Below are 18,916 nucleotides of genomic sequence, written 5' to 3'. Positions count from 1 at the left end.
GGGCGGGCGCACCGATGTCGGTTCAGCACGGATGACAGGAAGGGGCACCGGGCGACTGCCCGATGCCCCTTCGCCGTACGTGTCGGGTCAGCGGCGGCCGACGGTGAGCACCGGCTTGGTGACCTCGGCGAAGAAGTCGTTGCCCTTGTCGTCGACGACGATGAAGGCGGGGAAGTCCTCCACCTCGATCTTCCAGACGGCCTCCATGCCCAGCTCCGCGTACTCGAGCACCTCGACGTGCTTGATGCAGTCCTGGGCGAGGCGGGCGGCGGGCCCACCGATGGAGCCGAGGTAGAAGCCGCCGTGCTGCTGGCAGGACCTGGTCACCTGACCCGAGCGGTTGCCCTTGGCCAGCATCACCTGCGAGCCCCCGGCGGCCTGGAACTTCTCCACGTAGGCGTCCATCCGGCCGGCGGTGGTGGGGCCGAAGGAGCCGGAAGCGTACCCCTCGGGGGTCTTCGCGGGGCCGGCGTAGTAGACGGCGTGGTCGCGCAGGTACTGCGGCATCGGCTCGCCGGCGTCGAGCCGCTCGGCGATCTTGGCGTGGGCGATGTCCCGGGCGACGACCAGCGGGCCGGACAGGGACAGCCGGGTCTTCACCGGGTACTTCGACAGTTCGGCGCGGATCTCGTCCATCGGCCGGTTGAGGTCGACCCGGACGACCATCTCACCGTCGAGGGAGTCGTCGGTGACGTCGGGCAGGAACCGCGCCGGGTCGGTCTCCAGTCGCTCCAGCCACACGCCCGACGGGGTGATCTTGGCGACGGCCTGCCGGTCGGCCGAGCAGGAGACGGCGATCGCCACCGGGCAGGAGGCGCCGTGCCGGGGCAGCCGGACCACCCGTACGTCGTGGCAGAAGTACCGGCCACCGAACTGGGCGCCGATGCCGAAGTTGCGGGTCAGCTCCAGCACCTGCGCCTCCAGCTCCAGGTCCCGGAAGCCGTGGGCGCTCATCGAGCCGGCGGTGGGCAGCGCGTCGAGGTACTTGGCGCTCGCGTACTTCGCGGTCTTCAGCGCGTACTCGGCGGAGGTGCCGCCGATGACGATGGCCAGGTGGTACGGCGGGCAGGCGGCGGTGCCGATCAGCCGCAGCTTCTCCTCCAGGAACTGCATCATCCGCGTCGGGTTGAGCAGCGCCTTGGTCTCCTGGTAGAGGTACGACTTGTTGGCCGAGCCGCCGCCCTTGGCCATGAACAGGAACTTGTACGCGTCGGGGTGCCCGTCCGGGTCCTCGGCGTACAGGTCCACCTGGGCGGGAAGGTTGCTGCCGGTGTTCCGCTCGTCCCACATGGTCAGCGGGGCGAGCTGCGAGTAGCGCAGGTTCAGTCGGGTGTACGCCTGGTAGACGCCCCGCGAGATGGCCTCGGCGTCGGCCCCGTCGGTAAGCACGTGCCGGCCCCGCTTGCCCATCACGATCGCGGTGCCGGTGTCCTGGCACATCGGCAGCACGCCGCCGGCGGCGATGTTGGCGTTGCGCAGCAGGTCCAGTGCGACGAACCTGTCGTTCGGCGAGGCGGCCGGGTCGTCGATGATCGACCGGAGCTGGGCCAGGTGCGCGGGGCGCAGGAAGTGCGCGATGTCGTGCATCGCCTCGGCGGTCAGCGCGGTGAGCGCGGCCGGCTCCACGGTGAGGAACCGGCGGCCCCCGGGGCCGTGTACGACGTCCACGCCCTCGTCGGTGACCAGGCGGTAGTCCGTCTGGTCGGGGCCGGTCGGCAGGAGGGGGGCGTACGAGAATGCGGCGGCACTGCTCATGAGCGGCAAGCCTAGGGCAGACCGGTCGATCATTCCCACCCGCCGGGCTGCGTCTGGGACGCCGCTCTCATCAGCCGTCCTTGCCGCCGTCCGGGTCGGGGCAGAGTTCCCGTTTGGGTCCGCAGTTGTCGCCGCCGTCTGGGCCGGCGGGGCCGGTGCCGCCGGGGCGCGGGACGCCGCCGTCGCCGGGCCGGCCGGGGGTGCCCGCGGAGGCGCCGAAGCGGATGTAACCGATCTCCCGCCCCTCCCCGATGATCATGCCTTGTGGCCCGACCGCTAGGGCGTTCGCCGAGGTCCGCACGACTGCCAACTCCCGCCCGGTACGCGGGTCCAGCGCCGTCAACCGGGACGGCTTCTCGTCGGCGATCAGCGCCGCGTACGGCGTGAGCGCGGCACCGGCCTTGCCGCTGGCGGGGCGGGTCCACAGAACCCGGTCGGTGCCGAGTTCACGGGCCGTCACCGAGCGCTTGTCGGCGGCCCGGAACACCGCGTACCTGTCGTCGACCGCGACCAGTCTGGTGCCCGGTTCGCCCACCCACAGCAGCCGTCCGTCGTACCCGTCGATGACCGCCTCGCGGCCGTCCGCGCCGACGCCGATCAGCACGTTCCGCGCGCCCTGCGGATCCTCGCGCTGCGCGCAGCCGGCGTTGTCGGCGGTCCGCAGGTTGACGCCGGCCCGCTGCCAGGCCTCCTGCCCGGTCGCCGGGTCGCGGGCGGAGATCGCGAAGTAGCAGGACCCGTCCTGCGAGCGGGCGGCGATCCGCAGCATCCGGCCGCCCACCACCGACAGCCGTTCGTCCTGGCCGGGCTCCACGTTCTGCAGGACCCGGCCGGTGGCGGTGTCGACGACGTGCACCCGGCCGTCGACGGGGAAGCCGAGCAGCGGGGGCACCGACTCGGGACCGGCGACCCCGTCGTCGACCCGGGGGGCGGTGAGCCGGCGGGTGCCGCGCAGTCCCGGGTTGTCGGCGAGCAGGCCGCTGTGCACCCCGGGCAGGAACGCCGTCCACAGTGGGGCCGTGCCGCGCGGGTCCCAGGCGCTCAGGGTGCAGTCGGTGGCGTCCGTGCAGCTGGCGTCCAGCAGCAGGTTGCGGTACGTCCACACGGCCACCGCGTCGTCGTCGCGCCGCCGCGTCGCCCCGGTGGTGGGGTCGAGCAGCTCGTACCCCTTGACCAGCAATTTCCCCACGGCGACGACCGGATCACGGTCACCGCCGGCGACCGCCGCCCAGTCCGCCTTGCGCTCCCAGAGCTGGGTGCCGGTGGCCAGGCTGCGGGCCTCGACCCTGGTGCGCTGCTCCACCACGACCGTGTCGCCGGCGATGGTCACGCTGCGCGGGGTGCCGCCGATCCGCTGCTGCCAGACCACGTCCGGCTCGGAGATGGGGTCGCTGCGGTCGACCCAGTCCCACAGCCCGGGGAACGGATTCCAGACACCTGTGGCGGCGAGGGCGACGACCACGGCGAGGCCGAGCAGCAGCCCACCGCGCACGCTCCCCTTCGCCACACCGCACACCGTAGCCACGATCACGGATCTTCCGTACGCCCGCGCCGCCGTGTCGCCGCGCTTTCTGTACTCGAAGGTGTTAGAGCGTCCGTACGGCGCTGCGTACCAGCGGAAGCGTGCGGTACGGGATCTGCTCGGCCAGCGCGATGATCGTCGACGCCCGGGTGATGCCGGCGGACGAGACGATCTGGTCGATGACCCGTTGCAGGTCGGTGTTGGAGCGGGCGACGATCCGGCAGAGCAGGTCGCTGGAGCCGGTGATGGTGTGCGCCTCCAGCACCTCGGGGATCGCCGCGAGGTGGGCGGTGACCGGGTCGTGGCCGTGCCGTTGGCTGATCTCCAGGGTGACGAAGCTGGTCACCCCGAACCCGATCGCGGCGGGTGAGATCTCCGGGCCGAAGCCGCCGATGACACCCCTGTCGACCAGTTTGTCGAGACGCGCCTGGACGGTGCCCCGGGCCACGCCGAGCCGCCGGGAGCACTCCAGCACCCCGATCCGTGGCTCGTCGGCGAGCAGTTCGACCAAGCGAACGTCGAGCGCGTCGAGCTGTACAGCCTGCTCACCCTTCATGGGTTCAGACCATACTGAATGCGCAACCTGACCAGCTTTTACACCGACAGTTGCCCACCTGATGCCGGCGCGGCGATCCTTCGGACAACAACCGGCCCACGAGGCCGGCCGGTACGCGAGGGAGGCCACCATGACCCAGGCGATCGACCGACCCCAGTCGACCGAGGACGTCGACGTCGACCAGCTCGTCGGCGCTGTCGACCACGACATCAGCCACGACCCGTTCCCGGTCAAGGGCCTCGACTACGTGCACTTCATGGTCGGCAACGCCAAGCAGGCGGCGCACTACTACTCCACCGCCTTCGGCATGACCTGCGTGGCGTACCGGGGACCCGAGCAGGGCTTCCGGGACTACGCCGAGTACGTGCTGACCAGCGGCTCGGCCCGGTTCGTCCTCACCGGCGCCGTCCGCCCGGACGCCAAGGGCGCGGAGCACGTCGTCAAGCACAGCGACGGCGTCATCGACATCGCCCTCGAGGTGCCCGACGTGGACACCGCGTACGCCCACGCCACCGCGCAGGGCGCGACCGGCCTGGTCGAGCCGAACGACATCACCGACGAGCACGGCACCGTCCGGGTCGCCTCCATCGCCGCGTACGGCGACACCAGGCACACCCTGGTCGACAGGTCCCGCTACACCGGCCCGTTCCTGCCCGGCTTCGTGGCCCGCGGCCCGATCGTGGACCGGCAGCCGATGATCGACGCCGGCATCCAGCCGAAGCGCTTCTTCCAGGCCGTCGACCACGTGGTGGGCAACGTGGAGCTGGGCCGGATGGACGAGTGGGTCGAGTTCTACAAGCGGGTGATGGGCTTCTCCAACATGGCGGAGTTCATCGGTGACGACATCGCCACCGACTACTCGGCGCTGATGAGCAAGGTCGTGGCGAACGGCACCCGCAAGGTGAAGTTCCCGCTCAACGAGCCGGCGGTGGCCCGCAAGAAGTCGCAGATCGACGAGTACCTGGAGTTCTACCAGGGCCCGGGCGCCCAGCACATCGCGGTCGCCACCAACGACATCGTGGCGAGCGTCGACGCGATGCGGGCCGCCGGTGTCGAGTTCCTGGACACCCCCGACTCGTACTACGACGACCCGGAGCTGCGCGCCCGGATCGGCAACGTGCGGGTGCCGATCGAGGAGCTGAAGGCCCGCAAGATCCTGGTCGACCGGGACGAGGACGGCTACCTGCTCCAGATCTTCACCAAGCCGGTGCAGGACCGCCCCACCGTCTTCTTCGAGCTGATCGAGCGGCACGGCTCGCTGGGCTTCGGCAAGGGCAACTTCAAGGCGCTGTTCGAGGCGATCGAGCGGGAGCAGGAAGCCCGCGGCAACCTGTAACACTTGCGGGCGTGACGCAGCCTCCGTCGTACCCGACGCCGCCGGCAGGTGGGCCCCAGCCCGCCGCCGGCGGCTTCGCGCCGCCACCCGGACCACACCCCCAGGGGTACGCCGTGCCGCCGCAGTACGCCCCACCCGGGTACGCGGTGCCGCCGCGGTACGCCCCACCACCACCGGCGGTGAGCCCGGCCGGGCAGCCACTGGCCAGCTTCAGCGACCGACTGCTGGCCTGGTTGATCGACACGGCGCTGGCGAGTGTCGTCGCGATGGCGCTGTTCATGCCCGTCTTCCTGGTCCTCTGGTGGCGGATGTTCTCCGAGATGACGCGGACCAACCCGGACGGCACTTTCGTGGAGCCCGATCCGAACACCGTCTTCGTCACGTTCCTCCTGCCGATCCTGCTGTTCCAGGCCGGCCTGTTCGTGGTGCTGCTCGGGCTCTACTGGCTGTATCACGTGGAGTACCTCAAGCGCGGCGGTCAGACCCTCGGCAAGAAGGTCATGAAGCTGCGGGTGGTGCCGCTGGACCCGAACGGCACCCTCGACCGGCGGATGGCCGGCCGGCGGTGGCTCGTGCAGCACCTGGCGTGCTCGCTGGTGCCGGGCGCGAGCTACGCCGACGGGTTGTGGCAGCTCTGGGACAAGCCCTGGCAGCAGTGCCTCCACGACAAGTTCGCCGGCACGGTCGTCGTTAAGGTGGCTTCGTGAGTGTGCAACCGGGTTGGTACGTCGACCCCGCCGACCCTGAGACCCGACGCTACTGGGACGGCGAGGGTTGGCTCGGCGCGCCCATTCCGGTCGACGCGACCCCGCCGGACGGGCCGCCGCCGCCCGAGCCACCGCCCGTCCCGGTCGCCCAGACGGCACCCGACGCGGCGGCGACAGCCCCGGGCTGGCCGCCGCACACCGGCTCGGGTCCCGCGCCGGGTCACGGCACCCAGCCAGGGCACGGCACCCCGTCGCCGCACGGTCCCCAGCCGGGGCCGGGCCCGGGTTGGGCACCGCAGGCCGGTCCGCCCGGCTGGTCGCCGCAGGGCGCTCCCCCCGGCTGGACACCGCAGGGCGCCCCGCCCGGCTGGTCGCCGCAGGGCGTGCCACCGGGCTGGCCCGGCCGGCCGCCGGAGCCGCGCCCGCACGGGCTGAGACTGGCCGGGTACGGCCGCCGGTTCGCCGCCCGACTGATCGACTTCACTGTCGTCTTCGCCCTGAACGCCCTGGTCAACGGCTGGTTCGTCTGGCGGCTGATCGAGGAGATGCTGCCGTACTGGCGGGAGGTGTTCCGGCGGGCGTTCGCCGGCGACACCTCCACCGACAACCTGCCGCAGATCGGCGAGCAGGCCGGGCTGCTCCAGGTGGTGATCCTGCTGATCGCCACGGCGCTCTGGCTGGCGTACGAGGTGCCCGCCATGGCCTCCCACGGGCAGACCTTCGGCAAGCGGGTGATGCGGATCCGCGCCGTGCCGCTCGCCGCCGACCAGCCGCTGGGCTTCGCCAGGGCGTTCGGCAGGTGGACCACCATGGGTCTGCCCACCCTGCTCTGGTACTGCGCCGGCCTCGGCCTGGTGCTGCAACTGGTCGACGCCCTGTCCCCCCTCTTCGACCACCCGCTGCGTCAGGCGCTGCACGACAAGCGCGTGCAGACGGTAGTGGTCGAGGTCCCCGCCAGCACCGCCTCCGCCCCCTCGAACGACGACCAGCCCCCGGGAGACACCCCATGACCGACTCCGGACGTCACCAGCCGGCGCTGCGGCTGACCCGCGCCGACCTGGACGCGCTGCCCAGTTACGTGCCGGGGCGCAGCCCCGCCGACCTCGCCCGGGAGCTGGGTCTGCCCGAGGCGATCAAGCTGGCCAGCAACGAGGTGCCGTACGGCCCGCTGCCCGGTGTCGTCGAGGCGGTCACCGAGGCGGTCACCGCCTCGCACCGCTACCCCGACATGGGCGTGGTGGCGCTGCGCGACGCCCTGGCCCAGCGGTACGGCGTGGACACCGACCGGATCGCCACCGGCTGCGGGTCGGTGGCGCTCGCCGAGCACCTGGTCCGGGCCACCTGTCTGCCCGGCGACGAGTTGCTCTACTCGTGGCGCTCCTTCGAGGCGTACCCGATCATCGCGGCGACCAGCGGCGCGACGAGCGTGCGGGTGCCCAACGACGCCGGGCACGGGCACGACCTGGCGGCCATGGCCGCGGCGGTGACCGACCGGACCCGGATGATCCTGGTCTGCAACCCGAACAACCCGACAGGCACGGCGGTCCGCAGGGCCGAGCTGGACCGCTTCCTCGACTCGGTGCCGGACGACGTGCTTGTGGTCATCGACGAGGCGTACCGGGAGTTCGTGACCGATCCGGAGGTGCCGGACGGGCTCGACTACCTGGACCGGTCGAACGTCGCGGTGCTGCGCACCCTGTCCAAGGCGTGGGGTCTGGCCGGGCTGCGGATCGGCTGGCTCGTGGCGCAGCCGACGGTGGCGGCGGCGATCCGCAAGGTGGTGACGCCGTTCTCCACGAGTACGGCAGCCCAGGCCGGTGCGCTCGCGGCGCTGACCCAGGCCGCCGAGATGGAGCGCCGCTGCGCGCTCGTCGTCGCCGAGCGGGACCGGGTCACCGAGACGCTGCGCAAGTTCGTGCCCGACGTGCCGACCAGCCAGGCCAACTTCGTCTGGATGCCGCTCGGCGACCGGGCGGTGGCCTTCGGGAAGGCGTGCGAGGCGCGCGGGGTGATCGTGCGGCCGTTCGCCGGGGACGGCGTGCGGGTCACGATCGGCACCCCTGCCGAGAACGACGCGTTCCTGGCCGCGGCGGAGGCGGCGCTGACCTGACGGCGTGCATTGTGACCATCCGGTGACATAAGACCGCTTTGTCCTGTTTGACCCACTATCTGCCCTATCTTCCGAAGTAGCCGACGTGGCGAGGACCCGCGTCGGCTCGCTTCGAGAAAACGGGGTAACGAACAGTGCGTACTGCCAGGATCTGTCTCGCCGGGGCGGCCGCCGCCGCGATGGTCGGCTTTCTCGCCGCGCCGGCCGCCGCCGCGCCCACCGACACCACGACCACCACGTTCGAGGTGCTGGCCGGCACCCTCGACATCGACGCGCCGGCCACCGCCGACCTCGGCTCCGGCGCTCCCGGTGGCACCATCACCGGCCAACTCGGCACAGTGACGGTCACCGACTCCCGGGGCGCCTCCGACGCGTCCTGGACCGCGTCGGTGACGGCGACCGTCTTCCAGACCGGCACCAGTTCCCCACCCGAGACGGTCCTCCCCGAGGAGATCAACTACTGGTCCGGCCCGGCAACAGCGACCACCGGCACCGGCACCTTCACCCCTGGGCAGCTCACCGCCGGCGACGCGGCGCCCCTGTCCAGCACCCTCCCGCTCACCGCGTTCACCCACAGTGGCGGCACCGGCGGCAACACCGCCGCCTGGAACCCCACCCTGGTGGTCAACGTCCCGCTGGACAGCATCGCGGGCGTCTACACCGGCACGGTGACACATTCGGTGGCGTAGCCGCCGGGGGCGGTCGGCCCTCGCGGTCGCGCTCGCCCTGTTCTGCCTCGCCGGTCCGGGTCTGCCGACCCGGGCCGGCGCGGCCGAGCCGGACGCGGGCTCGGACGAGGGCAGCATCGGTATCCGGTTGCTGGAGGCTCCGACCGACCGCCGCGCCGACCCACGGGCTCTGCGCTACATCGTCGACCACCTGCCGCCGGGCACCACCATCAGGCGACAACTGCTGATCGTCAACCGCACGGCCGAGCCCCGCCAGGTCGACGTCTACCCGGCAGCGGCAACCCTGGACGGCTCGGCGTTCCGGTTCGGCGAGGGCCGCGCGGCCAACGAGCTGACCTCGTGGACCACCCTCGATCGCAGCTCGGTGGAGTTGGAGCCGTGGGGCGAGACCCGGGTCCGGGCAACAATCACGGTGCCGCCGGCCGCCTCGCGCGGCGAGCGGTACGGGGTGGTCTGGGCGGCCACCAGATCCGCGGCCCGGGCCAGCGGCGAGATCAACCAGATTCACCGGGTCGGCGTCCGGATGTATCTCGACGTCGGCCCCGGCGGCGAGCCGGCTTCCGACTTCGCGATCGGCGAGCTGCGGCCGGCCCGCAGCCCCGAGGGCGTGCCGTCGGTGACCGTCCAGGTCACCAACACCGGCGGCCGTGCCGTGGACCTGACCGGCGCGATCGCACTGAGCGAGGGACCGGCCGGAAGCCGGGCCGGACCGTTCCCCGTCGGGCAGGGCGTCACGCTGCCCCCGGGCGGCTCCGGGCAGGTCGTCGCCCGGTTCCCCGCCGAGTTGCCGAACGGACCCTGGAAGGCCGAGGTGAACCTGGAGAGCGGGACGGTGAAGCGCGGCGCGACCGTGCGGATCGCCTTCCCCGATCCCGGTCAGGTGGGCAGGAAGGGCAGCGTCGTCTCCCGACTGTTCACCGGCTGGACCGGGGGTGCGGCAGTGGCGGCGCTGCTGCTGCTCACCACTGTCGGGGTGCTCGTGCGCCGGTCCCGTCGCGCCCCTGCCGTCCCACCCCGGGAGCGCGTCCCGGTCGACCACTGAGACCGCCGGCGGCCCTGCGTCAGCTCGGCCGTCGGCGGCGAGCGGCGAGCCACCCGAGGGCAAGCAGGGTCATGCCCAGCGCGGCGAGCAGCAGGACCGAACCGCCCGGACCGGTGACCGGCAACTGACCCCCGTGACTGGGGGTCGGGGTGGGCGGGTGCCGGGTCGGCGTGGGCGGGGTGACGGTAGGCGAGGCGGGCACCACCTCGAAGGTGACGCTCGTGTCACCCGACGGTTCGGCCCGCGCTGCGGCGTACGCGGTCGACCGGGCCGGGTCCGACACGAGGGTCGGCGGCACCGCGACCACGAGGCTCGCGGTGGCGGCGAGCATCCCGCCCACGAGCCACCTGGCTGCCGTCGCACCCATGCGCCAACCCCCTTCACCGGAAACCTGAACCGTGAGAAACGTACCGTTTCTGGTCATTAATGGTGAAAGGTTCGCAGTTCGACGCCCCGATCAGGTGGCGGCGAGGATCACCGCCTCGGCGGTGAAGTAGTAGCGCTGGTCGTCCCCGTCCGGGTCGACCGGCTCCCGCAACCGTTCCACAGCCAGATATCCGTCGGTGGCGGCCACCGCCCCCGGCGCCCAACCCGTACCGTCCGAGCCGACGTTCAGGGTGAAGCGGGAGAGCTGCGTACCGTTCACCGGGTCGAGCGTCACCAACTCGTTCGCCTCGGTCAGCACATGCACCCGACCGGGCTGCACCGCGAGCACCCGCGCCGCGCCCAGGCCGCCGAAGCGCCACAGCTCGACGCCCGACCGCGCCGCCCGGCCCACCGCCACCCCGTCCACCACCGAGACCACCCGGTCGCCGACGACAGTGGCACCGGCTAGATCCAGAGCGGGAGCGGCCACCGGCTCACCGCCGGTCACCAGCCAGCCCCGACCGCCGGCGTCACCCGGTCCGGCCGTCCGCACGGCCGGACAGCCCGACCGACCGGTCCGGCAACCGAGTGGGGACACCACAAGCCCGTCCGCCGCCACCCCCGGCGGCTGCCAGCGCTCGCGTACCTGCCCGGTGGCCGCGTCCCGGAACTCGACAGCGGCCGGTCCGGCGCAGGTGTCCAGGCCGATCAGCTGCCCGGCCACGCTGGTGCCGACGTCGCTGCGGCACGAGCCGGGCAGGTCGACCCGCCACAACTCCCTGCCGTCAGCCACCTGCACCGCACGGGCCTCGGCGGTCCCCGTGACCACGAGCACCGTCCGGCCGTCCGCGAGGTCGGTGAGGTAGAGCCCACGCGGATCCCAGACGGTGGCCGCCCCGGTACGCCGCGCCACCGCGTCGTCCTCGGCCGGCGCCGGCCCCGCGGCCCGCCACAGCACCCGCCCGGACGAAGCGTCGAGCGCGACCAACCGACCGTCGGACCAACGGCTCACGATGGTACGGCCGCTGGCCACCACCCCGCTCAGCTCCGCCGGCCAGCGCCGGTACGACCAGAACGGCGTGGTCCGGTACCGCCAGTCGACGGGCCGGTCGGCGTAGACCTGCCGGTGCGCCGCGTACACCCGCAGTCGGGAGTCCACGATCAGCGGGGCGGCGGGCAGCCGGCCGATCGCGCCGGGCTCGGGTCGGGGCGCGGCCGGGTAGTCACCCCGGGCCACAGTGCTCACCTCGGCCGGAGCGAGCACCCGGTGGACGACGACCGCGACGGCCGCGACGGCGAGCAGCGCCGCGACCGCCATCACCAGCCGTCGCCGGCCCTTCGGGAACCCCATGCCGCACCTCCGCCCGGCACCCTACCCAGCGGAGACCGCCGGAGCCCGGTCAGGTCGCGCCGCTCACGGGCCCGGTCAGGCCGCTTCCACAGCGCCGGAGGGCCTCGCCGCGACAGTCAGATCGGCGAGATCACGCCGCAACGCCACCTCGACCGCCCGGGCGGCGAGCCCACCGAGCAGCAGGGCGACCACCCGAGGGTACGGAGCCGTCGGCACCGCCTCCTGTGTGACGGTGACAGCCGTGCAGCCGCGACGACGACGCCGGACCGGCCGCAGGGTCCAGGTGATCCGGTAGTCCACGTCGGCGCCCGAGGAGCAGAGCACCAGCCGATGCGGGGCGAGCGCCTCCACCACGAGGAACTCCTCGGTCAGCGTGCCGCCGCCCGGCTGGGCGCGCTCCTCACGCCACGCGGTGCCCGGCCCGAACGGACCCGGGGTGAGCAGCTCGGTCGGGCCCGCAGCGGTCATGCGGGCCGCACGGCCGGGCAGGTCGGTCAGCAGACGCCAGACATCGACGGCGTGCGCCTCGATGAACCCGGTAACCGCCACCGTCGACATGACACCCTCCCGTGTCGTCGACGGTACGCGGCGTGAGCGCCGGACGGGGCCCCCGGGACGGAATTTCCACCACCCGGAGGCCCCGCTGTCCGTTCGGGCGGCCGGCGTCGTACCTGTCGACAGGTACGACGCCGCCGCTCAGCGTTCGAAGCGACCGGCCCGGATCGCTCCGACGAACGCTGTCCACCCCGGCGGGCTCACGGCCAGTGTGGGGCCGGCCTGGTCCTTGGAGTCGCGGACCGCGACGAGGCCGAGGACGTCGACCAGGTTGTCCGCCACCTCCACGCAGAGTCCCTGGTCGTTGGAGCGGCTACTGGTACGCCAGACCGCGCGCGAGAGATCGTGCATCGTCGTCTACCTCCGTGTGCGATGGGTTGCCCCACCGCCGGCATCCGGGCGGGGGGCCCGGCCCGTACCGCGCGGTGGAGCGACGGAATCCGCGACGATCAACGCGGCAACCGGCGGTGGTTATCGCACAGTCGGTGCGATCATCAGTCCCGCAGACGAGACAGAGGACCGCTCCGGCCTGGAAAGACGCTCAGCGGGCCGGACGGACCGTCCCGGTGACCTCGCCGAGGGCGATTGTGGTGCCGTCCGGGCCGGGCGCGGTAGCGGTGATGGTCACCGTGTCGCCGTCGGCGAGGAAGGTGCGGGTCTCGTCGCCGAGCTTCACCGGCTCCGCCCCTCCCCAGGTCAGCTCCAGGAACGAGCCGACCTGCGACCGGTCCGGGCCGGAGACGGTGCCCGAGGCGTACAGGTCGCCGGTACGCACTGACGCCCCGTTGACGGTGAGGTGCGCCAACTGCTGGGCCGGCGTCCAGTACATGGTGGCGAACGGTGGCTCGCTCACCCGTTCGCCGTTCCACTCGACCTCGAGGCGCAGGTCGAGGCCCAGGTGCGGCACGTCGCGCAGGTAGTCGACCACCGGGGGGTCCTGGTCCGGGGCGGGCACGAACGCGTCGGCGAGCGCGTCCAGCGGCGTCACCCAGGCCGACACCGAGGTGGCGAAGGACTTGCCGAGGAAGGGGCCGAGGGGCTGGTACTCCCAGGCCTGGATGTCCCGGGCCGACCAGTCGTTGACCAGCACCACGCCGAAGACGTGGTCGGCGAAGTCGTCGACGCCCACCCGGTCACCCAGCTCGCTCGGCACGCCCACCACGAAGCCGACCTCTGCCTCGATGTCGAGGCGTACGGACGGGCCGGTCACCGGGCCCTCGGCCGAGGCGCGCTGCCCGGTCGGCCGGGTCACCGGCGTGCCGGAGACGACCACGGTGCCGGCCCGCCCGTGGTAGCCGATCGGCAGGTGCTTCCAGTTCGGCAGCAGCGGCGGCTGACCGGGGCGGAAGATCTGCCCGACGTTCGACGCGTGGTGCTCCGAGGAGTAGAAGTCGACGTAGTCGGCCACCTCGAACGGCAGCAGCATGTCCACCTCGGCAAGCGGCACCAGCAGCGGCTCCACGGCCGCCCGGTGCGCCGGGTCGGTAAGCAGCTCGGTGATCCGCTGCCGCACCGACGTCCACTGCGGACGGCCCAGCGCCATGAACCCGTTGAGGGTGGGGTGGCACAGCGCGCCTGCCGCCAGCACGAGGTCCGCCGCCTCCGCGCCGGCCAGGTCGAACACCCACGACCCGATGCGTACGCCGATCCGCGGCTGGCCCCCGCCGGAGGAGAACACCCCGTACGGCAGGTTCGTCACCCCGTACGGCGAACCGTCAGCGCCGGTCACCCAGGTCATGCGTCGTAGCCCCCGTTCACCAGCCCCAGCCGGATCAGATCGGTAAGTGGTTCCAGGATGCTGCACGAGCCGAAGCCCACCCACAGGGGGCGTGGCGCGTCGAGCCGCCCGTTCAGGTGTTCCAGCAGTGGGCGCGGGTCGGCCACGGTCAGCAGCTCGGCGACGGCGCGTACACCGTCGCCGCCGGCGGCGGCGAGCGTGGCGGCCAGCACGTTGGCGTAGCCGTGATGGGTGAAGCCGGTCTCCGGGTCGAGGTGCCGCACCGCCTCGTGCAGCCCGGCGGTGAGCTTGAACGGCAGGGCCCGGTCCCGGCAGGCGCAGATGACGGCGGCCATCTCGGCAGGGGTGGGGAACAGTTCGGCGGCCAGGCCGCCGGTGCGGAACTTGGCGGCGATCGGCACGCCGTCGGCGCGGGCGGCGGCGAGCGCGTCGAGCGCGCCCATCAGCCCGAAGGTCAGCGGCAGCTCGGCGTAGACAGCCTCGACGCCGGGGGTCGTGGCGGTCACCCGCAGCAGCTCGGTGATGCCGGGCAGCGGGTCCTCGCCCCGCTTGGCGACCGCCACCTCGACCTGCCGGACGGTGACGCCGCCCGGTGCCAGGCACGGAAGCGCGACAGGCAGGCCGGCGATACCGGTGTCTCCGATCACCCCGACCACCAGGCCCTCGGCCGGGTCCACGAGACCGTTCAGCCTGCCGGCCGCGACTGTCGAGGCGGGGACGAGCAGCGGGCCGACCAGGTCGGCGTACCAGGCGGCGCGGTGTCGACGGTGGGCGGTCAGCGCGTCGGGGAGCGCGGCGCTGCCCGGCGGGAAGACGGCGGCGTCGTCCACCAGGCCGTCGAGGAGTGCGGGCACCTGCGTTGACACGACACAAGAATCTACGGGACGCTACAAGGAACGGACAACAGCGTCCGATTATCGGACGCCTTCGACCGGTGAACGGGACATATCGGGAGGCGAGATGCCGTACTACCGCAGCGTCGGCGAGGTGCCGCGAAAGCGCCACACCCAGTTCCGCCAACCCGACGGCAGCCTCTACGCCGAGGAGCTGATGGGCCAGGAGGGCTTCTCCTCCGACTCGTCACTGCTCTACCACCGGCACGCGCCCACCGCGATCCTCGCCGCCGACGAGTTCACCCCGCCCGCGTTCACCCGTACGCCGAACCTGCCCCTCAAACCCCGCCACCTGCGCACCCACAAGCTCGACACAGGCGGCGCCGACCCGATCCTCGGCCGGCAGTACCTCCTCGCCAACGACGACGTGCGCATCGGGTACGTGCTCGCCGACCGACCCTCGCCGCTGTTCCGCGACGCCACAGGCGACCACTGCCTCTACGTCGAGGCCGGCACCCTGCGGGTCGAGTCCCCGTTCGGCGTCCTGGACGCGGTAGCCGGCGACTACGTCATCATCCCCACCTCGACCATCCACCGGCTGGTGCCCACCGGCGACCAGCCCGTCCGGCTGCTCACCGTCGAGGCGGCCGGGCACATCGGCCCGCCCAAGCGCTACCTCTCCGTACGCGGCCAGTTCCTGGAGCACTCCCCGTACTGCGAGCGCGACGTCCGCGGACCGGACGCCCCGCTGCTCGTCGACGACGAGGAGGTCGAGGTGCTGGTCCGCCACAGGCGTGGCTGGACCCGCTACGTCTACGCCAACCACCCGTTCGACGTGGTCGGCTGGGACGGGCACCTCTACCCGTGGGCGTTCTCCATCCACGACTTCGAGCCGATCACCGGCCGCATCCACCAGCCCCCGCCCGTGCACCAGACCTTCCAGGGGCCGAACTTCGTCATCTGCTCCTTCGTGCCCCGCAAGGTCGACTACCACCCGCAGTCGATCCCGGTGCCGTACAACCACCACAACGTCGACTCCGACGAGATGCTCTTCTACACGGGCGGCAACTACGAGGCCCGGCGCGGCTCCGGCATCGAGCAGGGTTCGATCTCGCTGCACCCGTCCGGGTTCACGCACGGCCCGCAGCCCGGCGCCGCCGAACGCTCCATCGGCGCCGACTACTTCGACGAGCTGGCCGTCATGGTCGACACGTTCCGCCCGCTGGACCTCTGCGACGCGGCACGCACCTGCGAGGACGACGGGTACGCCTGGACCTGGGCACGTCGGGTCTAGCGGAAGGTGGTTCTGGTGAAGATGGCGAACTCGGCTATCGCTGTCACGGCCACGGCCAGCACCAGCGGCCACGGGGAGCCGACCACCGCGTACACCAGGAGCAGCACCGGCGCGGCGGCCACGGCGTAGACCGCCAGGGCCATCGCCCGGTCCGAGTGCACCAGGGCGGGCAGGACCGTCCGGGTCAGCCCCGGCAGACGCGCCGCGAGCTGCCACACCACGACCCCACCGGTAAGCGCGGCAAGCACCGCGACGATGCGGGAGAGGCCACCGTTTGCCGAGGCCGCGAACGCCACGAGCACCGCCGCGATCAACGACCAGCCCGCGCCGTAGAGCACCAGCCGGTGCAGGCCGTACGCGATGGTCCGCCCGGAGTCCATCCGACTCGGGCCGATCGTGACCGTCTCGGCGATGTGTGCCAACGCCTGCGACCAGCGGCGCTGCTCCAGGCGGATGACACCCACGTCGTGGGGGGCGTCGGCGAGGCGCGGGTCGAGCCGCAACGCCTCGGAGTAGGCCCGTTCGGCCAGGTCGAACAACTCCAGCCGGGCGGCGACCAGGCCGAGCACCAGATGTGCCTGTGGTTCGTCAGGCGCCAGCTCGACCCCACGCCACGCGGCGTTCAACGCCGGTTGGCCGTTACGCGAGTCGGCCAGGATCGCCGCCGCGCTCCGCTGGGCGTACGCGTCGGCCGGGCCGAGGGCGAGGAGCCGGTCGGCGGTGGCGGCCGACTCCGCGTACCGCTCCAGGTCGGCCAGCGCCATGGCACGCGTGACGAGCGGGGCAAGCGCGTCCGGTGCGGCGGCGACGGCCGTGTCGGCTGCGGCCAGCGCATCCGTTGGCCGGCCGGCGGCCAGGTGCACCCGGGCCAGCATGGTGAGGGCGGCCACGTCATCCGGCTGGAGGGCCAGCCCGTACGTCAGCTCACCGGCCGCCTCGTCATGGCGGCCGAGTTCGGCGAGGAGCTGGGCGCGCTGCAGATAGCCGTCGGCGGCGGACTGGTCGGGGGTGGGGTCGCTGGACATCGCGGCGAGCCTAGGCGGCCGTGGCGTCGTACACCAGCGCCACCGCGATGCCCGCCAAACCCTCTTCGCGGCCTGTGAAACCGAGACCGTCGGTGGTCGCGGCGGAGACGGTCACCGGAGCGCCGACGGCGGCGGAGAGCACCTGCTGGGCCTCCTCCCGACGACGGCTGATCTTGGGCCGGTTGCCGACGACCTGCACGGAGACGTTGCCGATCTCCAGGCCGGCGGCCCGCACCCGGCGGGCGGTCTCGGTCAGCAGAGCCACCCCGGAGGCCCCGGCCCACTCCGGCTGGCCGACCCCGAAGACGGACCCGAGATCACCGAGGCCGGCGGCGGAGAGCAGCGCGTTGCAGGCGGCGTGCGCGGCCACGTCGGCGTCCGAGTGCCCGGCCAGGCCGTCCTGCTCGGGCCAGAGCAGGCCCGCCACCCAGCAGGGCCGCCCGGGCTCGAACGCGTGCACGTCGGTGCCGATGGCCACCAGGGGAACGATCATGATCAGAGGGTACGCGTCAACCGGCGGCGGCGAGCAGATGCTCCGCCAGCGCCAGGTCGAACGGGCGGGTGATCTTCAGCGCGTACTCCGAGCCGGGTACGCAGGTCACCGGGACGCCCTGCTTCTCGACGAGCCCGGCGTCGTCGGTGAGCGGATCACCGGCTGCGGCGTGCGCGGCGGTGAGCACCGCCCGGCGGAAACCCTGCGGGGTCTGCACGGCGCGCAGGGCGGACCTGTCGACGGTGCCGAGCACCACCTCGTCCGCGCCCACCTCCTTGATGGTGTCGACGACCGGCAGCACCGGGATCACCGCGGCACACCCGTCGCGGACCGCCGCCGCGACGGACTCCACCAGCTCGGGCGGGGTCAGCGCGCGAGCGGCGTCGTGCACCAGGACGATCGTCGGCCCGTCGGGCACCGCGGCCAGCGCCGCGGCGACCGAGGCCTGCCGTTCCGCGCCACCGGGCACCACTGTCACGGGCGCCACCGGGGCCAGCAGCTCGCGGACCGCGGTCACCTCGGCGGCCGGAGCGGCGACCACGATCGTGTGCACCGAGGGCGCCGCCGCCAACCGCCGTACGGCGTGCACCAGCAGAGGCTCGCCCGCGAGCAGGCGCAGCGCCTTCGGTCGGCCGGGGCCGAGCCGTACGCCAGCGCCCGCCGCAGGCACGAGGACCGCGACGTCACCGCGCGGGTTGAGCTGCGCGGTCACGTCGCGGTCCTCGGTGGTTTGTTCGCTACTAATCGGGTACGACGATGCTGTGCGGACTAGGCCTCGGTGAGCACCTTGTCGAGCAGCGTCTCCGCCTCGTCCTTGGTGCTCTTCTCCGCCAGCGCGACCTCGCCGACGAGAATGTCGCGGGCCTTGGCGAGCATCCGCTTCTCACCCGCCGAAAGACCCCGCTCCCGCTCCCGGCGCCACAGGTCGCGCACGACCTCGGCGACCTTGAGCGGGTTGCCGGAAGCCAGCTTTTCCAGGTTGGCCTTGTAACGCCGCGACCAGTTGGTCGGCTCCTCGGTGTGCGGAGCCCGGAGAACGTCGAAGACCTTGCCGAGGCCCTCTTCGCCGACCACCTCGCGTACGCCCACGATCTCGGCGTTCTCGGCGGGCACCCGGACCGTCAGGTCACCCTGCGCGACCCTCAGGACGAGGTATTGCTTAGGCTCGCCCTTGATGACCCGAGTCTCGATTGCCTCGATGAGTGCGGCCCCGTGGTGGGGGTAAACAACGGTCTCGCCGACACTGAAAACCATAGGTTCGAAACCCCTTTCGCTGTGTCTAGGGTAACACGGTCAGGCACCGATGTCTCACCGATGTCCTGACTGTTGGCGCAGCTCAGGGGCCCTGTGAGAGGTCTTTCTTCAGCTTGACAGGCGGTCAAACCGATGGTTCGAACACGCTCCGTAACGTACGGATGACTGCCCGGTACGGGTGAACAGAACGTCGAGATCAAGGGCTATGCGCTCACCTCATGGTATCCCGCCTTGCGCGATCGCGCCCAGGTGTGGCGAGAGGTGCCCCCGGTGCGGGACGCTTGAGGTCG

General features: G+C 72.3%; 20 protein-coding genes. 7 read left to right on the top strand and 13 right to left on the bottom strand.

The features are described from left to right. Window positions 1–87: 87 nt before the first annotated feature. The 3 genes from ACZ6N8_RS15965 to ACZ6N8_RS15955 all read right to left on the bottom strand — a co-directional run bounded on the left by ACZ6N8_RS15965 (window position 88) and on the right by ACZ6N8_RS15955 (window position 3,833). On the bottom strand, window positions 88–1,755 hold the full coding sequence (locus ACZ6N8_RS15965) for a fumarate hydratase (protein ID WP_466010610.1): 1,668 nt from the start codon (window positions 1,753–1,755) through the stop codon (window positions 88–90). A gap of 70 nt (window positions 1,756–1,825) precedes the next feature. After that, on the bottom strand, window positions 1,826–3,271 hold the full coding sequence (locus ACZ6N8_RS15960; RefSeq protein ID WP_466010905.1) for an outer membrane protein assembly factor BamB family protein: 1,446 nt from the start codon (window positions 3,269–3,271) through the stop codon (window positions 1,826–1,828). A gap of 70 nt (window positions 3,272–3,341) precedes the next feature. After that, the gene (locus tag ACZ6N8_RS15955; protein ID WP_387114832.1) at window positions 3,342–3,833 is read right to left on the bottom strand and encodes an Lrp/AsnC family transcriptional regulator; all 492 of its coding nucleotides are present in this window, start codon (window positions 3,831–3,833) and stop codon (window positions 3,342–3,344) included. Window positions 3,834–3,963: 130 nt separating this feature from the next. Between ACZ6N8_RS15955 and hppD the strand changes: the two genes are divergently transcribed. The 6 genes from hppD (at window position 3,964) to ACZ6N8_RS15925 (ending at window position 9,717) form a co-directional block, all read left to right on the top strand. Next, window positions 3,964–5,169, top strand: a complete 1,206-nt coding sequence (hppD, locus tag ACZ6N8_RS15950) for a 4-hydroxyphenylpyruvate dioxygenase (RefSeq protein ID WP_466010608.1) — start codon at window positions 3,964–3,966, stop codon at window positions 5,167–5,169. 11 nt (window positions 5,170–5,180) lie between these two features. Then, a complete protein-coding gene (locus ACZ6N8_RS15945; RefSeq protein WP_357983102.1) occupies window positions 5,181–5,876 on the top strand; it encodes an RDD family protein in 696 nt (231 codons plus the stop codon). Beyond that, entirely contained in the window at window positions 5,873–6,886 is a 1,014-nt protein-coding gene (locus tag ACZ6N8_RS15940; RefSeq protein ID WP_466010606.1) for an RDD family protein, read from the top strand. Before ACZ6N8_RS15945 ends, ACZ6N8_RS15940 begins: the two co-directional genes overlap by 4 nt. Continuing rightward, complete coding sequence (hisC, locus tag ACZ6N8_RS15935) at window positions 6,883–7,986, top strand: histidinol-phosphate transaminase (RefSeq protein ID WP_466010604.1); 1,104 nt, start codon at window positions 6,883–6,885, stop codon at window positions 7,984–7,986. The genes ACZ6N8_RS15940 and hisC overlap by 4 nt, the downstream gene beginning before the upstream one ends. A gap of 134 nt (window positions 7,987–8,120) precedes the next feature. After that, a complete protein-coding gene (locus tag ACZ6N8_RS15930; protein WP_466010602.1) occupies window positions 8,121–8,675 on the top strand; it encodes a hypothetical protein in 555 nt (184 codons plus the stop codon). Between the two features lie 127 nt (window positions 8,676–8,802). Then, window positions 8,803–9,717: a hypothetical protein gene (locus ACZ6N8_RS15925; protein ID WP_466010600.1), complete on the top strand. Its 915-nt coding sequence runs from the start codon at window positions 8,803–8,805 to the stop codon at window positions 9,715–9,717. Between the two features lie 19 nt (window positions 9,718–9,736). On the opposite strand, the gene ACZ6N8_RS15920 is transcribed toward ACZ6N8_RS15925, so the two are convergent. The 6 genes from ACZ6N8_RS15920 to ACZ6N8_RS15895 form a co-directional block, all read right to left on the bottom strand. Further along, complete coding sequence (locus tag ACZ6N8_RS15920; RefSeq protein ID WP_466010599.1) at window positions 9,737–10,084, bottom strand: LPXTG cell wall anchor domain-containing protein; 348 nt, start codon at window positions 10,082–10,084, stop codon at window positions 9,737–9,739. 90 nt (window positions 10,085–10,174) lie between these two features. After that, on the bottom strand, window positions 10,175–11,434 hold the full coding sequence (locus ACZ6N8_RS15915) for an outer membrane protein assembly factor BamB family protein (RefSeq protein WP_466010597.1): 1,260 nt from the start codon (window positions 11,432–11,434) through the stop codon (window positions 10,175–10,177). Window positions 11,435–11,509: 75 nt separating this feature from the next. Next, window positions 11,510–11,992 carry an SRPBCC family protein gene (locus tag ACZ6N8_RS15910; protein WP_466010595.1) on the bottom strand — a complete coding sequence of 161 codons (483 nt, stop codon included), beginning with the start codon at window positions 11,990–11,992 and terminating at the stop codon, window positions 11,510–11,512. Window positions 11,993–12,130: 138 nt separating this feature from the next. Next, window positions 12,131–12,340, bottom strand: a complete 210-nt coding sequence (locus ACZ6N8_RS15905) for a DUF397 domain-containing protein (protein ID WP_466010594.1) — start codon at window positions 12,338–12,340, stop codon at window positions 12,131–12,133. A 190-nt stretch (window positions 12,341–12,530) separates the two neighbouring features. Continuing rightward, window positions 12,531–13,727 carry a fumarylacetoacetase gene (gene fahA / locus ACZ6N8_RS15900; protein ID WP_466010592.1) on the bottom strand — a complete coding sequence of 399 codons (1,197 nt, stop codon included), beginning with the start codon at window positions 13,725–13,727 and terminating at the stop codon, window positions 12,531–12,533. Then, on the bottom strand, window positions 13,724–14,593 hold the full coding sequence (locus tag ACZ6N8_RS15895; RefSeq protein WP_466010591.1) for a hypothetical protein: 870 nt from the start codon (window positions 14,591–14,593) through the stop codon (window positions 13,724–13,726). Before ACZ6N8_RS15895 ends, fahA begins: the two co-directional genes overlap by 4 nt. 94 nt (window positions 14,594–14,687) lie before the next feature. Here ACZ6N8_RS15895 and ACZ6N8_RS15890 point away from each other — a divergent pair, with 94 nt between their 5' ends. Then, window positions 14,688–15,854: a homogentisate 1,2-dioxygenase domain-containing protein gene (locus ACZ6N8_RS15890; RefSeq protein ID WP_466010589.1), complete on the top strand. Its 1,167-nt coding sequence runs from the start codon at window positions 14,688–14,690 to the stop codon at window positions 15,852–15,854. Here ACZ6N8_RS15890 and ACZ6N8_RS15885 read toward each other — a convergent pair. The 4 genes from ACZ6N8_RS15885 to ACZ6N8_RS15870 are packed head-to-tail and all read right to left on the bottom strand — an operon-like array spanning window position 15,851 to window position 18,626. Beyond that, complete coding sequence (locus tag ACZ6N8_RS15885; protein ID WP_466010587.1) at window positions 15,851–16,879, bottom strand: tetratricopeptide repeat protein; 1,029 nt, start codon at window positions 16,877–16,879, stop codon at window positions 15,851–15,853. The genes ACZ6N8_RS15890 and ACZ6N8_RS15885 overlap by 4 nt on opposite strands. Window positions 16,880–16,889: 10 nt before the next feature. After that, window positions 16,890–17,375 carry a 2-C-methyl-D-erythritol 2,4-cyclodiphosphate synthase gene (ispF, locus tag ACZ6N8_RS15880; protein ID WP_466010903.1) on the bottom strand — a complete coding sequence of 162 codons (486 nt, stop codon included), beginning with the start codon at window positions 17,373–17,375 and terminating at the stop codon, window positions 16,890–16,892. A gap of 13 nt (window positions 17,376–17,388) precedes the next feature. Continuing rightward, the gene (gene ispD / locus ACZ6N8_RS15875) at window positions 17,389–18,084 is read right to left on the bottom strand and encodes a 2-C-methyl-D-erythritol 4-phosphate cytidylyltransferase (RefSeq protein ID WP_466010585.1); all 696 of its coding nucleotides are present in this window, start codon (window positions 18,082–18,084) and stop codon (window positions 17,389–17,391) included. A 56-nt stretch (window positions 18,085–18,140) separates the two neighbouring features. Further along, on the bottom strand, window positions 18,141–18,626 hold the full coding sequence (locus tag ACZ6N8_RS15870; RefSeq protein ID WP_007073334.1) for a CarD family transcriptional regulator: 486 nt from the start codon (window positions 18,624–18,626) through the stop codon (window positions 18,141–18,143). Window positions 18,627–18,916: the final 290 nt, after the last annotated feature.

It is taken from the genome of Micromonospora sp. NPDC047521, assembly GCF_055587305.1.
This window is presented reverse-complemented; position numbering and strand designations above follow the sequence as displayed.

Bases quoted from the DNA above. Each gene is read 5' to 3' on its own strand.
- ACZ6N8_RS15965 (WP_466010610.1), bottom strand. From the start codon at position 1,755: ATGAGCAGTGCCGCCGCATTCTCGTACGCCCCCCTCCTGCCGACCGGC.
- ACZ6N8_RS15955 (WP_387114832.1), bottom strand. From the start codon at position 3,833: ATGAAGGGTGAGCAGGCTGTACAGCTCGACGCGCTCGACGTTCGCTTG.
- hppD (WP_466010608.1), top strand. From the start codon at position 3,964: ATGACCCAGGCGATCGACCGACCCCAGTCGACCGAGGACGTCGACGTC.
- hisC (WP_466010604.1), top strand. From the start codon at position 6,883: ATGACCGACTCCGGACGTCACCAGCCGGCGCTGCGGCTGACCCGCGCC.
- ACZ6N8_RS15920 (WP_466010599.1), bottom strand. From the start codon at position 10,084: ATGGGTGCGACGGCAGCCAGGTGGCTCGTGGGCGGGATGCTCGCCGCC.
- ACZ6N8_RS15915 (WP_466010597.1), bottom strand. From the start codon at position 11,434: ATGGGGTTCCCGAAGGGCCGGCGACGGCTGGTGATGGCGGTCGCGGCG.
- ACZ6N8_RS15910 (WP_466010595.1), bottom strand. From the start codon at position 11,992: ATGTCGACGGTGGCGGTTACCGGGTTCATCGAGGCGCACGCCGTCGAT.
- ACZ6N8_RS15905 (WP_466010594.1), bottom strand. From the start codon at position 12,340: ATGCACGATCTCTCGCGCGCGGTCTGGCGTACCAGTAGCCGCTCCAAC.
- fahA (WP_466010592.1), bottom strand. From the start codon at position 13,727: ATGACCTGGGTGACCGGCGCTGACGGTTCGCCGTACGGGGTGACGAAC.
- ACZ6N8_RS15890 (WP_466010589.1), top strand. From the start codon at position 14,688: ATGCCGTACTACCGCAGCGTCGGCGAGGTGCCGCGAAAGCGCCACACC.
- ACZ6N8_RS15885 (WP_466010587.1), bottom strand. From the start codon at position 16,879: ATGTCCAGCGACCCCACCCCCGACCAGTCCGCCGCCGACGGCTATCTG.
- ACZ6N8_RS15870 (WP_007073334.1), bottom strand. From the start codon at position 18,626: ATGGTTTTCAGTGTCGGCGAGACCGTTGTTTACCCCCACCACGGGGCC.